This is a genomic window from Sporosarcina sp. JAI121 (assembly GCF_013408665.1).
In the GTDB taxonomy this organism is placed as follows: Bacteria; Bacillota; Bacilli; order Bacillales_A; family Planococcaceae; genus Sporosarcina.
In genome coordinates, this window is the sequence record NZ_JACCCL010000002.1 from 353,492 (window position 1) to 367,109 (window position 13,618).

The 13,618-nt window shown below is 43.5% G+C and carries 13 protein-coding genes; 8 read left to right on the forward strand and 5 right to left on the reverse strand.

Annotation, left to right across the window (positions count from 1 at the left end; translation table 11 throughout):
- Both HDC33_RS13390 and HDC33_RS13395 read left to right on the forward strand, forming a co-directional pair.
- On the forward strand, positions 1-516 hold the full coding sequence (locus tag HDC33_RS13390) for a type 1 glutamine amidotransferase domain-containing protein (RefSeq protein WP_179393071.1): 516 nt from the start codon (positions 1-3) through the stop codon (positions 514-516).
- A gap of 185 nt (positions 517-701) precedes the next feature.
- The gene (locus tag HDC33_RS13395; protein ID WP_179393072.1) at positions 702-1,757 is read left to right on the forward strand and encodes a YkvI family membrane protein; all 1,056 of its coding nucleotides are present in this window, start codon (positions 702-704) and stop codon (positions 1,755-1,757) included.
- A 95-nt stretch (positions 1,758-1,852) separates the two neighbouring features.
- Here the strand turns inward: HDC33_RS13395 and hmpA are convergent, their stop codons facing one another.
- Entirely contained in the window at positions 1,853-3,040 is a 1,188-nt protein-coding gene (gene hmpA / locus HDC33_RS13400; protein ID WP_179393073.1) for an NO-inducible flavohemoprotein, read from the reverse strand.
- A gap of 162 nt (positions 3,041-3,202) precedes the next feature.
- On the opposite strand from hmpA, the gene HDC33_RS13405 reads away from it, so the two are divergent.
- Both HDC33_RS13405 and HDC33_RS13410 read left to right on the forward strand, forming a co-directional pair.
- Positions 3,203-3,646 (forward strand): RrF2 family transcriptional regulator, encoded by a 444-nt coding sequence (locus tag HDC33_RS13405; protein ID WP_179393074.1) that lies wholly within the window; start codon positions 3,203-3,205, stop codon positions 3,644-3,646.
- Between the two features lie 40 nt (positions 3,647-3,686).
- Positions 3,687-4,613, forward strand: a complete 927-nt coding sequence (locus tag HDC33_RS13410) for a manganese-dependent inorganic pyrophosphatase (RefSeq protein ID WP_179393075.1) — start codon at positions 3,687-3,689, stop codon at positions 4,611-4,613.
- A 159-nt stretch (positions 4,614-4,772) separates the two neighbouring features.
- Here the strand turns inward: HDC33_RS13410 and HDC33_RS13415 are convergent, their stop codons facing one another.
- Both HDC33_RS13415 and HDC33_RS13420 read right to left on the reverse strand, forming a co-directional pair.
- Entirely contained in the window at positions 4,773-5,558 is a 786-nt protein-coding gene (locus HDC33_RS13415) for an AAA family ATPase (RefSeq protein WP_179393076.1), read from the reverse strand.
- A 49-nt stretch (positions 5,559-5,607) separates the two neighbouring features.
- Positions 5,608-6,981 (reverse strand): FAD-dependent oxidoreductase, encoded by a 1,374-nt coding sequence (locus HDC33_RS13420; protein ID WP_179393077.1) that lies wholly within the window; start codon positions 6,979-6,981, stop codon positions 5,608-5,610.
- A gap of 103 nt (positions 6,982-7,084) precedes the next feature.
- Between HDC33_RS13420 and HDC33_RS13425 the strand changes: the two genes are divergently transcribed.
- Positions 7,085-7,726 carry a DsbA family oxidoreductase gene (locus HDC33_RS13425; protein ID WP_179393078.1) on the forward strand — a complete coding sequence of 214 codons (642 nt, stop codon included), beginning with the start codon at positions 7,085-7,087 and terminating at the stop codon, positions 7,724-7,726.
- Positions 7,727-7,856: 130 nt separating this feature from the next.
- Here the strand turns inward: HDC33_RS13425 and HDC33_RS13430 are convergent, their stop codons facing one another.
- On the reverse strand, positions 7,857-8,384 hold the full coding sequence (locus HDC33_RS13430) for a YceI family protein (RefSeq protein WP_179393079.1): 528 nt from the start codon (positions 8,382-8,384) through the stop codon (positions 7,857-7,859).
- 400 nt (positions 8,385-8,784) lie between these two features.
- On the opposite strand from HDC33_RS13430, the gene murB reads away from it, so the two are divergent.
- Complete coding sequence (gene murB, locus HDC33_RS13435) at positions 8,785-9,705, forward strand: UDP-N-acetylmuramate dehydrogenase (RefSeq protein ID WP_179393080.1); 921 nt, start codon at positions 8,785-8,787, stop codon at positions 9,703-9,705.
- 53 nt (positions 9,706-9,758) lie between these two features.
- Here murB and HDC33_RS13440 read toward each other — a convergent pair whose 3' ends face one another.
- Entirely contained in the window at positions 9,759-10,430 is a 672-nt protein-coding gene (locus HDC33_RS13440) for a universal stress protein (RefSeq protein WP_179393081.1), read from the reverse strand.
- A gap of 363 nt (positions 10,431-10,793) precedes the next feature.
- Here HDC33_RS13440 and HDC33_RS13445 point away from each other — a divergent pair, with 363 nt between their 5' ends.
- Together HDC33_RS13445 and HDC33_RS13450 are read left to right on the forward strand one after the other, a co-directional pair.
- Positions 10,794-13,208 carry a Na+/H+ antiporter subunit A gene (locus HDC33_RS13445; RefSeq protein ID WP_179393082.1) on the forward strand — a complete coding sequence of 805 codons (2,415 nt, stop codon included), beginning with the start codon at positions 10,794-10,796 and terminating at the stop codon, positions 13,206-13,208.
- The gene (locus HDC33_RS13450; RefSeq protein ID WP_179393083.1) at positions 13,195-13,617 is read left to right on the forward strand and encodes a Na(+)/H(+) antiporter subunit B; all 423 of its coding nucleotides are present in this window, start codon (positions 13,195-13,197) and stop codon (positions 13,615-13,617) included. Before HDC33_RS13445 ends, HDC33_RS13450 begins: the two co-directional genes overlap by 14 nt.
- Position 13,618 lies beyond the last annotated feature (1 nt).

Below are 13,618 nucleotides of genomic sequence, written 5' to 3' on the forward strand. Positions count from 1 at the left end.
TTGGCTAAAATAGCGACTTTAATCACAGATCTATTTGAAGACTCGGAGTACACGGAGCCGGCGAAAGCCTTTAAAGAGGCCGGTCATGAAGTAGTGGCCATTGAAAAAGAAACCGGTAAAACGGTGAAGGGAAAGCAAGGAAATGCAAAAGTGACGACGGACCATGGGATAGATGATGTGAAACCGGAAGAATTTGACGCATTGTTCATCCCAGGTGGATTCTCGCCCGACCAGCTACGTGCGGACGAGCGTTTTGTGCAATTTACGAAAGCATTCATGGATGATAAAAAACCTGTATTCGCAATTTGTCATGGCCCTCAGCTATTAATTTCAGCGAAAGCGCTTGAGGGAAGAGACGCAACGGGCTATCAATCGATAAAAATCGACATGGAAAATGCAGGGGTGAAATATGCGGATAAAGAAGTTGTCGTGTGCCAAAATCAGCTCGTTACAAGTCGTTCGCCCGAAGATATACCAGCGTTTACCCGTGAATCACTTAAACTGCTCAAAGGGTAAAAGATTCTCCATAAATAGTATATGTATTGAGAAAGGTCAGGTAACTGGCCTTTTTTGTTGTTGAAAAGCTTTCAAAAGCGTGATAAGTTAGAAGAGTACCAAAACACGCGGAGTTGTGAAGAATGAATTCTAACTATTTTGTAGAATTGGTAATTTCGGGTGTGGTGAAATAATGGGGGGACATCATGAAGAACATACTTAAAATGGGAAGCGCTTTCATCGGTATTATCGTTGGGGCAGGATTCGCTTCCGGACAGGAAATTCTACAATATTTTACAAGTTTCGGCCTTCTTGGAGTTATGGGGGCAATTATTTCGACAGCATTATTCGCATATCTTGGAATGGTTCTCACTCGACTTGGAAGTCGCATGCGGACGACTTCGCATAAAGAGGTAATTTACAAAATAAGTGGTCGTTTTTTAGGGGTTATTGTTGATTATATAATTATTTTCACTTTGTTCGGCGTTGGGGTCGTCATGATTGCGGGGGCGGGGTCAAACTTGAACCAACAGTTCGGATTACCGTCGTTTGTAGGCAGTCTTCTGATGGTTGTTCTCGTCATGTTGACGGTTGTTCTAAATGTCAATAAGGTGGTTGGGATAATTGGAAGCATCACGCCATTCCTAATTATTGCGGTTGTTCTAGTATCGGTTTACAGTTTGATGACAATGGAAGGTTCATTCGCTGATCTCAATTCAACTGCACTGCAAGTGAAAACGACATTGCCGAACTGGTTCATATCCTCCATCAACTATGTCTCTTTTAACATCGCGGTTGGTGCTTCAATGGCCTTAGTTATGGGTGGGGCGGAGAAGAATGAGAAAACAGCTGCATGGGGCGGACTTGTCGGTGGACTCGGTCTTGGGATTCTAATTTTGCTTAGCCATTTGGCGATATTTGCTAAAATAGAAACAGTTGGGGATGCTCAAATGCCGATGCTGGCAATCATCGACGATATTTCTCCTATCCTTGGTATTTTCATGGCGTTTGTCCTATATGGTATGATCTTCAATACTGCTGTTAGTATGTTCTATTCTTTCGGAGCGCGTTTCGTACAAATTGATACGAAGAAATTCAATGTTTTCGTTTTTGTTACACTCATTATCGGATTCTGCTTAAGCTTTGTCGGCTTTACTAAGCTTGTAGCTTATTTTTATCCACTTATCGGATATCTCGGCCTGTTCCTTGTTGCAGCGCTTATATTTGCATCGTTCAAGCTTCCGACCAAAGTCGGAAAATAAGGTTATTTTCTGCAATGAAACAGGGACCCCCACGAAGTATTTCTTCGTAGATGGACCCTGTTTTTTTGTTCGTATTTTTTTATTAGTCATTCTGTTTATACAGTTACAAGTTCCATTTCTTCTGCGGGACCGAAGAATTCGAAGTTGATTTTCTCTTTTGAAATGCCTAGTGCATATAAATCTTTAATGACGGACTGCATGAATATTGTCGGTCCGCAGACGTAGATGTCGCTGCCTTCTATGACGTGGGCTGCAAGGAACTCACGGTTGATGAAACCATCGCCTTCATCGGAATATAGAACAGCATATGTTGAGGCAGGCATCGATTCATTCAATTCGCGTAATTTTGCATCGAACGCTTGGTGTTTCCGAGTACGTGCCGAGTGTAAGAATGCAGCCGGGCGTTCCGGTTTGTTTTTAGCGATCGAATCAAACATGCTCATCATTGGGGTGATACCGACACCTCCACTGATTAGTGTAACAGGATTGGTGCTTTCGGTATCGAGGTGGAATACACCTGCGGGAACACTAACTTCAACTATATCGCCTACATGCATTTCCCGGTGAAGGTTAACCGACATTTTGCCGTTTGGAGTGGTTTCATCCTCACGTTTGACTGAAATTCGGAAAAATTCCTCAGTCGGTGCTTGTGATAAACTGTATTGACGATTCAATACATACTCTTCACCAGGGATTGTAACGCGTAACGTAATGTATTGTCCCGGTTTGTACGAAGGCAGTTTTTGACCATCGACAGGTTTTAAATAAAATGATGTAATAACATCGCTTTCGACAACTTTATCCGCAATTTTGAAGTCCTTGAAAGTTTTCCATCCGCCGTCCATTTCCTCGGCTTGTGTGTACATCTCTTTTTCGATGCCAATAAAGACACTGGCGATGACTTCGTAAGCTTCTCCCCATGCGCCGATAATTTCAGGAGTTGCGGCACTTCCTAATACTTCTTTAATGGCACCTAATAGGTGATAGCCGACAATCGGATATTGTTCAGGCGTAATGTTAAGTGATTTATGTTTGTGGGCAACTTGAACGACAGCCGGTAAAACCGCTCCGAGGTTATCGATGTTTGCGGCTGCCGCGTAAACCAATCCTGCAAGTGCATTTTGTTGGCGCCCTTGTGATTGATTGGCGTGGTTGAAGATATTTAAAAGTTCCGGATGCGCCTCGAACATGTTTTTATAAAATACTGTTGTAATTGTCTTGCCGTGTTGCTCCAATACAGGTACTGTCGATTTGATAATGTCAATGGTCCCTTGTGATAGCATGTGGTAGCACGACCTTTCGTATTTGTTACCTTAACTTTAAACCATAAAGAAGTTTAAATATATATTTAAAATATATCTTTAAGGAGTGTTAGAAATTTAGCCACATTTCTTTCACGCAATTGCCACAAAGGTTATGATAGTATTTGAAAGAGCGGTGAAGTTATGCGTCTGACGATGTATACAGATTTTTCTTTACGTGTTTTAATTTACCTTGGTGCGAAAGAACCTGAAGAAATTTCGACTGTACAGGAGATTTCAGATACGTACAGCATATCGAAAAATCATTTGACGAAAGTTGTACACGAACTTGGCAAGATGGAATTGATTGAAACAATTCGGGGACGAGGGGGTGGCATCCGGATGAAGGTGAAACCTGAAAACATCAACGTCGGTGAACTTATTCGAAAGACGGAGGATGACTTTCATCTCGTTGAATGTTTTAAATCAGAATCGGTCAGCTGTATACTTTCACCGGTTTGCCGGCTGAAAGGTGCATTACACGAGGCGTTGAATGCTTACTTAGCGGTTTTAGATAAATATACGGTTGCCGATTTCATTAGTAATAAAGATGAACTTGCAGCGATTTTGTTTAACCGTCCATTATGATAAAATGAAAAAGAATATAAAAAGCAGGGGGTTATTTTACATGGAAAAGGTTTTTGTATTTGGACATAAAAACCCTGATACCGATTCAATCTCTTCGGCGATCAGTTATGCGTATCTGAAGCAACAATTAGGGTTGAACGCGGAAGCGGTAAGACTTGGCGATATAACGAGCGAGACGGCATATGCACTTGATTATTTCGGTTTTGAAGCGCCGCGTCTTATCGAGAAGGCTGCCCCGGAAGTGGCGCAAGTCATTCTTGTCGACCATAATGAAAAACAGCAAAGTGTGGATGATATCGATGACGTGCAAGTAATCGAAGTTGTGGATCACCACCGGATCGCCAACTTTGAAACGAATGACCCTCTGTATTATCGTGCAGAACCGGTAGGGTGTACGGCAACGATTTTGATTAAACTCTATAAAGAAAACGGTATTGAAATACCTAAAAACATTGCGGGACTTATGCTGTCTGCACTTATTTCAGATTCCCTGCTATTCAAGTCGCCGACATATACGGATCAAGATCGTATTGCAGTCGAGGAAATGATTGCTATCGCAGGTGTGGACGCGCAAGAGTATGGACTGGCCATGTTGAAGGCAGGTGCAGATTTGAGCGATAAAACGCTCGAAGATCTTGTGAAACTTGACGCAAAAGAATTTACGATCAATGACGTAAAGATTGAAATTGCACAAGTAAATGCAATCGACATAAATGATGTCATGAACCGGCAGTCGGATTTGGAAGACCTTCTATACCGTGTTATCGCTGAAAAAGGTCTTGATCTGTTCTTGTTCGTTGTTACGGATATACTGAACAATGACTCGATGGTCCTAGCGCTCGGTAAAGAAGCGGAACGCGCCAGTGCTGCATTCAACGTTGTCCTCCTAAACAATACGGCAACATTGAAAGGCGTCGTATCCCGGAAAAAGCAAATCGTTCCGGTATTGACCGAAGCATTGAAATGATATAAATAAAAGGTTGCAGTCCATGACAAATGGATTGCAACCTTTTTTGTTTTAATGGCGGGTGGGATTGAGTAGTGTTTTGGGTTTGCTATCCCAGTTTTCGAGATTGTCCTTGCAGTTCATGCTGGAGCAATGCCTAACCAAAATGCATCGAATCGCTCACTTAAACAAATGCCGCAAATATCTTTCGGGGTCATCTAAAAAAGTCTTCGTCATGCTGACATGTTCGATTTCATTAAACGACACATTCACAAGATTCCCGTCTTGAATTTCATATAAATCTGCGCCTGGGTACGCCATTAGAATCGGCGAATGAGTAGAGATGAGGAACCGTGCGCCTTTGGCAACCATATCATGGAGGATTGCCAGCAATGTCAGTTGCCTGCTGGGTGACAAAGGTGCTTCAGGCTCATCCAGAATATAAAAGCCGTCTGGCCGAAATTGTGCTTGGAACAAGTCGAGAAAGCTTTCTCCGTGCGACCGTTTTTCAAGTCCTTCGCCGTATAAATCCCGAAGTTCATAATAGGTTCTTGCATAGGGCAACACTTCAAGGCTATTCGGGTCGCGTTTTCGAATCTCTTCCATTGTTTGTCGTGCTTCTTCACGGATATTGGCGATGCTTCGTGTATAAGTAACGAAGTCGGATGCTCTGAAGAAGAAGCCGTTGCCTGTCTTTACTGACCAAATTAGCTTTAATTCATCTGCCAATTCAAACGCCGGGGACAAGGAACGGTCCAATTCCATATGTTCTCCACTGATTAACGTGCTACCAGCAGCAGCTGCAATGCCTTCAAGCAGCGTCGTTTTGCCGCTCCCATTATCCCCGGCAATGATCGTCACTGGGGACTTCAATGTAAGGGCTTCAAAATTTTGAATGACATCCGGATTGAAAGGATAGCGGTCTTCATCAGATCGACGGACACGCTGGACTTCACGTAAAGTCATTACATCACCCCTTTCCGACAGTATACCTTAAGTAGGGAGGGTTATCAGATTACAAATTTAGCGGTTTTGTCGCGGGGCCTTCGAGGACGGATCCATCTTTGCGAAAACGTGAGCCATGACATGGGCAATCCCATGTTTCATCGCCATTATTCCATCTCGTCCGGCAACCCATATGCGTACAAATAGGGGAGTCTGTCCGAGTAATGTGGCCGCTCGTGAACTCTTTTAAGACAAGTCCCGTAGTTTTCAATGCTTGTAATAAAAATGAACCAAAGCCTGTCCGGTCAGGAGAATAAAGGCCGGAAGCCCGATTAGGTTTTCCGACGATAAGGTCAGTGATGATACGTGCGCTTGCAATCGAATTGGATAAGCCCCATTTTCGATACCCCGTGCTTAAATAGACGTACGGCATGCTGGACGAAATAATTCCTGCGTACGGAATCAGATCCGGTGTTTGTGGGTCTTGTGCGGACCAACCGTGCGTCATCGTTGATAAGTTATACAATTCTTTCACATCGGTATAAAGCCGATTGTAGTGGACTAGTGTTTCACGCTCCATTCCCGCCTGGTGGCTTTCACCAGATAGCAGAAAAAATGTTTTTTCGTCAATTTGGGCTGTCCGGATGGATCGTTTCGGCTCGTCGACTGCAATGTATTGGCCACGGAGCGCCATATTTCCTTCTGCTGAGACGATATAAGAACGATCGACGGATAGCTTCATGATTTGCAGACCGCGCAGTGCTTCAATTGGATAATGTGAACATAAAATGAGTTCAGTGAATTGGACTTCATGTCCCGATTGTAAAGAAAGTAGGCGTTTTTTCAAATCCATCAGTATGACATCCGATTGCTCGTATATTCGCGCGCCGGCTTCAACTGCAAGTTGTGCAAGATGTTGTCCGAATCGTACAGGGTGAATCTGGTTTTCATTTTTCAGTGTGATAGTTGCGTCAATCTGAATCGGTAATTCCGAGTTCTTCCCGAATTCACCCGGAATACCGAGTTCCTCGTAGGCTTTCATTTCATAACGAAGCAAATCGGTGCCCAGTTTTGATTGGGAATACAGAATGGAGTCGGCTGCGCGCAATTCATCTTTTTTTGCAATGGATTTCCCGAATTGTACGGCTGCATCGTTTATATCGAAATAGAGTTTCGCGTTGTCCTGTCCGAATTGTTTCAGTAATTTTGCGTAAACGAGGTCATGCTGGGCGGTCAGTTTTCCCGTGGAGTTTCCCGTCGCGCCGGATAGGATTGTATCTTTTTCAAGAAGGATAACGTCTTTTCCTTCTTTCGCCAGGAAGTACGCATTTGCAATTCCGCTCAAACCGCCCCCGATAATACAGACATCGCAAGTGATATCCTCGTCAACTTCAGGATATGGTTTACGTGGATATGCGGTACTCAGCCATAATGAATTAGACATTATATTACCTCCGTCAAGTATGCTTGAAATTATAGTAAGCATATTTATTGTTACCCTCTTTGATCGAATTTAAAATGAAGATACGAGAGGTGGTTGGAATTGAATGAAAATTGAAATATGGTCGGATTACGTCTGCCCGTTTTGTTATATCGGCAAACGTAGATTAGAAGAGGCGCTAGAGCAAACGGGTCTTGGGGACAATGCTGAAATAGTATTCAAAGCGTACGAGTTGGATCCGAATTCGCCCGCCGAATCAGATGCACCGATACAAGTAGGCCTTGCGAAGAAATATGGCATGAGCGTTGAAGAAGCGAAAAAGATGACGGATAACGTGGCGGCGCAGGCACAAACGGTTGGATTGATTTATGACTTCGACAAGATGACACCAGCCAATACATTCAATGCACACCGTCTTGCAAAACTTGCTGAGCAGGAGGGTGTCGATAAAACCGTATCGGAAAATTTACTGAAAGCCTATTTCGTTGATGGGGAAAAGATAGGAGTGGACGACGTGCTACTTCGAATTGCAGAAGAGGCGGGGATTTCTCGCAACCGTGCGAAAGATATGCTGGAGTCCGAAGAATTTACCGAAGAGGTTAAAATGGATATCTCAGAAGCTGGACAACTTGGCGTGAAGGGTGTTCCATTTTTTGTGATTAATCGTAAATATGCAATTTCAGGAGCACAACCGGCTGATGCTTTTGCGAATGCGCTACGACAGGCTGCGGAAGAAGAAACCCAATAAAATCGGCCATGCAATCATAATGATTGCATGGCCGATTTTTATTTATTGCTTTGTATTATTATCTAGACTACAAATGCCAATCCGATTGATGACTGTCAGGATTAAACGGCGCCCTACGCTTTAGTTTATTTTATTCAGCAGGGTTAGCTTGTAATTCGATTGTGATTTTTATGTCGTCGCCTACAAGAACGCCGCCTGCTTCCAGCGCTTGGTTCCATGTAAGACCGAATTCTTTTCTTGAAATTTTACCTTCAACTTCGAAAGCCGCTACACCTACGCCCCAAGGGTTTTTGCCTGAACCTTCGTATTCCGCTTCAAATGTAACTTTTTTCGTTACGTCTTTAACGGTCATATCGCCAGTTACGTCGTATTTGTTGTCACCTTTTTTCGCGATATCCGTTGAAACAAATGTAAGGTTCGGATATGTTTCTGCATCGAAGAAATCTGCGGAACGAAGGTGATTGTCACGATCATCGCTATTTGTGTGGATTGAGGAAGCATCGATTTTAAAGTTGATTTTCGCGCCTGTCAAATCTTCAGGGTTTCCTTCGATTGTACCTTCTACTCCTGTAAAACGCCCTCTAACTTTTGAAACCATCATATGTTTAACTGAAAAACCAACGTTTGTATGTGAAGCGTCTACTGTCCATTTTGTCATTATGAAAAACTTCCTCTCTGTTTAAGATATGTTCCTACTATATTCGGTATTTATCTTGAAGTCAAGGTATTTATACGGATTGATTTTAAATAGGGGTAATAGTATGACTACTATTCGATGAGAATTCCTTGTCAAAAGAAGAGTTTGCAAGCATACTATTAAAGATGAAAAGCTTTAACTTGAATCAGCAAAAGTCTGCGACATCATAGTCGGTGGATGAATGCAAAAATACGTATAAATCAGTGGGGATGCAAACTCCCTGCTGATAGGGGAGGAATGAAGTTCAATTCCTCCTTGTTAAGCCTCCGGCGGATGTCACAAATTTTGAAAGGAGTTAATCTCGCAAAATTTGGACGCAATTACGCCGAGAAGTAATTGATTTTGAAAGGGTTGAATGTTGATGTCGAAACATCAATGGTATGAAGATCTTCAGGAAAAAATGCCACAAGGCACTCTACTAATAGACGAACCACTAGGCAAATATACGATGACAAAACTTGGGGGAGCAGCTGACCTACTTGTCATCCCGGGAACGATAGATGAATCAGAAATCGCGGTTCGCTACGCATATGAAAATGAAATTCCTTTGTTATTGCTTGGAAATGGGTCGAACATGGTTGTCAGGGATGGCGGTGTCAGAGGTATTGTCCTTCATCTGTCGGAGCTCAGTGACATAAGGATTGAAGGTTCATTTGTGCATGCAGAAGCGGGTGCCCTAATTATTGATGTATCAAAACGTGCAGCCGCCGCAACCTTGTCCGGCATTGAATTTGCCTGCGGGATTCCAGGTTCTATTGGAGGTGCAATGGCGATGAATGCCGGTGCATATGGCGGGGAAATAAAAGATATCATCGTACAGGCGACGGTACTGACGAAAGCAGGCGAGCGGTTGGTTCTTTCTAAAGACGAACTCGAACTTGGTTATCGTCGAAGCATCATTTCGAAAAATGGCTACTTTGTTCTATCTGCACTTTTCCAACTTGCGCCGGGAGACCGGGATGTCATTGATGCAAAAGTGGCAGACCTTACCCACCAGCGTGAGTCAAAGCAACCGCTGGAATATCCTTCTGCAGGAAGTGTGTTCAAACGTCCACCGGGTTATTTTGCAGGCAAGCTTATTCAGGACTGTGGCATGCAGGGGAAAGGGCATGGGGGAGCGGAAGTTTCATTGAAGCATGCTGGCTTCATTATTAATAAAGACAATGCGACCGCTTCTGATTATATTCAGACAATCGAAATGGTACAGGCGGAAGTGAAAAAGAAGTTTGATATCGAGCTGGAGCTTGAAGTGAAAATTGTAGGCGAAGAAACAGCAGAATAACAAAAAAGCGGATAACCCATAAATGGGCTGTCCGCTTTTTGTTATATCTTTGATCAATTCGTTTTACAAGAGAACAGGGAAGGATCGGTCACTTGGTCATCTGTAACGTGAACTTGGCACATTTTATTGTTGCTCATGAATTTGAAAATGCCATTATTGAAATCAGTACCGACTTCCTTAAAGAAAATACCCTCAAAGCGGGCTTCTTTCGACAGTGTGAATTTGACGCTGAAACCGGTACCGTCCTCGACTAAGTAGGCACGAACACCTTTTTCAAACATGCCGTCAATTTCATCTTTGATGGCACGATCGACAGAAACGACATGAAAGTCAACGAATGTAATCTCGCGTAGCAACACGTTCATGAACGAACCTTTCGTAATTTCCTCCCATCTGCTTTGGGCGGTTTGTCCGATAATGATTTGTGTGATGTTATTTTCATGCGCCACTTCTTTAATCACTTTTGCAGAAGGGCGTTTTTCATTATCTCGGATGATGAATTCTTCTACTTCCAACTCTTCGGCCAGTTCTTTCCATCGATCCACGTAGTCGGATTTTTCCGCGTCAAATTCATCATAAGGTAGCGGGTCAACAGTTAAAATATACATTGGACAATCCATGATTGTTGCGATTTTATGTCCTCGTCTAATGAGACGTTCACCATTTGGACCGTAGTAGACACAAACGAGAATACTCTCGTCCATACGACCTTTTACTTTGCCCATGACGGTAGTCACCTCTTAATTAATATTTGTTATCTGAATTCATGCTTGAAGTTTATGTTGATTGAAAACCAAGCTATTATATACGAAAATGCGTCATTTGACAAGAAGAGGTTAATTCGAAATGCTTTAAAGTGTTAATTATACATTTATAGTGTATAATTTTTTGTATAAACTCATCGAGTTTCCCCTCATACTGTTATCTATAGCTCCCTATTATCCCGTCAGTAACGACGCAGGTCAAGTATGCTCGTTACAATTTAATGAAACTTTACAAACCCACATACTAAGAGCTGTATTTTTCTGTATACCTTTTCGGTGATTTAATTCTACCGGTTTAATCTTTTTAGCATTGGAGGTCTGTATTTGTTAACAATTACGATAGCTATTTTCATCCCGTTTTTGGCCGCCATTTTTGTTCCGTTCATTTACAAGCGGGTGCGGAGCCGGAACATCGGTTGGTTTGTCATGGCCGTTCCGCTGACGTTGTTCATCGCTCTCGCCAGTTTCATTCCGTCTGTTGCGGGCGGGAAAACGTACATACATACAATTAGCTGGATTGATTCTGCAGGAATCAATTTCACTACATATCTTGACGGTCTTAGTATGATTTTTGGGCTTTTGATTACTGGGGTCGGGAGTCTTGTCATTCTCTATTCCATATATTATTTATCCGAACGTGAAGCATTAGGGCGTTTTTACGTTTATCTTCTTATGTTCATGGGCGCGATGCTTGGTGTCATCTTTTCGGATAATTTAATGGTACTATACGTATTTTGGGAATTGACGAGCATTTCGTCGTTTCTATTGATTGCGTTTTGGTATCACAGGAAAAAGTCCAGGTCCGGAGCACAAAAGTCGATGATCATCACCGTGTCAGGCGGGGTGGGGATGCTTGCCGGTTTCATCATGCTGCATACGTTGACAGGTTCGTTCAGTGTACGCGAAATTATCGCCACGATTGGTCAGTATACGGGCGAAAGTCTTTTCTTGCCGGCCATGATGCTCGTGTTATTTGGTGCATTTACAAAGTCCGCACAATTTCCGTTCCATATCTGGTTGCCTGATGCAATGGAAGCGCCTACGCCGGTCAGTGCTTATCTGCATTCTGCAACAATGGTCAAGGCGGGGATCTATCTCGTTGCACGCTTTACACCGGTGTTCGGAGGGGAAGCGGTGTGGTTTTACACAGTAACTGGTGTCGGGATATTTACCTTATTCTGGGGTTCAGTGAACGCGGTTCGACAGACGGACCTCAAGGCGCTGCTCGCTTACTCGACAATCAGTCAGCTTGGTCTGATCATGAGCCTTTTCGGCCTTGGTTCCGCGGCGCTCAACGGAGGCTACAGTGCGGACTCGGTCATCTATACGCAGGCAACGTTTGCCGCTTTGTTCCACCTTATTAACCACTCCACGTTCAAAGGTGCTCTCTTCATGGTTGTCGGTATCGTCGATCATCAAGTGGGAACACGGGATATCCGAAGGCTTGGCGGACTGATGTCCCTTATGCCTGTAACGTTTACTGCCGCTGTCATCGGAAGTTTTTCGATGGCGGGATTGCCACCGTTTAACGGTTTTCTAAGTAAGGAAATGTTTTTTGAATCGGTTCTGATTATACGTAACCTTGATATTTTTGCGATGGGTCCCTTATGGGGGAGCATAATACCTGTCGTTGCATGGATTGCAAGCGTACTAACGTTCGTTTATAGCATGATTATCGTTTTTCAGACGTTTTTGGGGAAACATCAGCCGGACCGTCTTGACCGGAAAGCGGTTGAAGCTCCAGTCGGAATGCTTGTCGCTCCGTCAATACTTGCCACTTTTGTTGTCGGAATTTTCTTCTTCCCGAATATAATCGGAAATTACGTATTGCGTCCGGCGATGGCGGCGGTCTATCCACCGTTTAAAGGAGCTGAAGGACTCGTGCCACATATATCTGCGTGGCACGGTTTCAATGCGCCTATACTGATGACGATTGGCGTTGTCGTACTGGGCGCGTTGCTCTACTTTTTCCTTCGTTATTGGCGCGGAATCTATTCGATTGCCCCGATGCGATGGAACCTCGATACTGTGTACAATGGTCTTTTATTACAGTTGGAAAAAGGTTCTGCTTTCTTGACGCGAACCTATATGACGGGTTATCTGCGGGATTACCTTGTTTATATCTTTATATTCTTCATCGCGACAGCAGGCGGGGGGCTCTTATGGGCTGGCGGTTTTTCGATTGATCTGTCCAATGATGCTTCCGTCACAATCAATGAATACATCATCATTTTAGTAATGATGGGGGCAAGCGTTGTAATCCTCTTTGCGAAGTCACGTATAACTGCAATTCTATTGAATGGTGTTCTTGGCTATTCAATCGCTATTCTCTTTGTCGTGTTCAGGGCACCGGATTTAGCTTTGACGCAAATCATAGTGGAAACTGTAACGACAGCATTATTTCTCCTCTGTTTTTATTTTTTACCTGAATGGAGCAAGGAGAAATCAACATTATCGTCTAAAATGGGTAGGGGAATCATCGCCATTTCAGTCGGAAGCGTTGTCACTGTTCTGGCACTCGTTGTGCAAGGTAATAAAATGTTCGAGTCGGTTTCCGTCTACTTTGAAGATGCTTACGAGTTGGCAGGAGGAAAAAATATCGTCAATACGATACTGGGCGACTTCCGTGCATTCGATACGATGCTTGAAGTTGTCGTGCTTTTCATCGCCGGGATCGGAGTGTTTACATTAATCAAACTGAAGGCGGGAAAGGGGGATAAGGACGTTGAAGATCAATGATGTCATTTTACAAACAGTGACGAAAATTGTTGTATTCATCATTTTGACGTTCGGCGTTGAATTATTCCTGTCGGGCCACAATAATCCCGGAGGTGGATTCATAGGCGGTCTGGTCCTTTCCTCCGCTTTCGTTCTGCTCTATTTGGTGTTTGATATCGAAACGGTCCGTAAAGGTATTCCATTCGATTTCAAGAAGATTGCGGCATTTGGTGCATTGCTTGCGGTCGGGACGGGTTTAGGATCAGTACTATTCGGTTCTGCATTCCTAACCCAGACGGCCAGCCATTTTAATTTACCGGTATTCGGAGAAACGGAACTGTCGACTGTGGTTCTATTCGAGGCTGGAGTGGCACTGACTGTTGTTGGTGTCGTCGTAACAATTATTTTAAGTATTAGTGAGGATGTGTAGC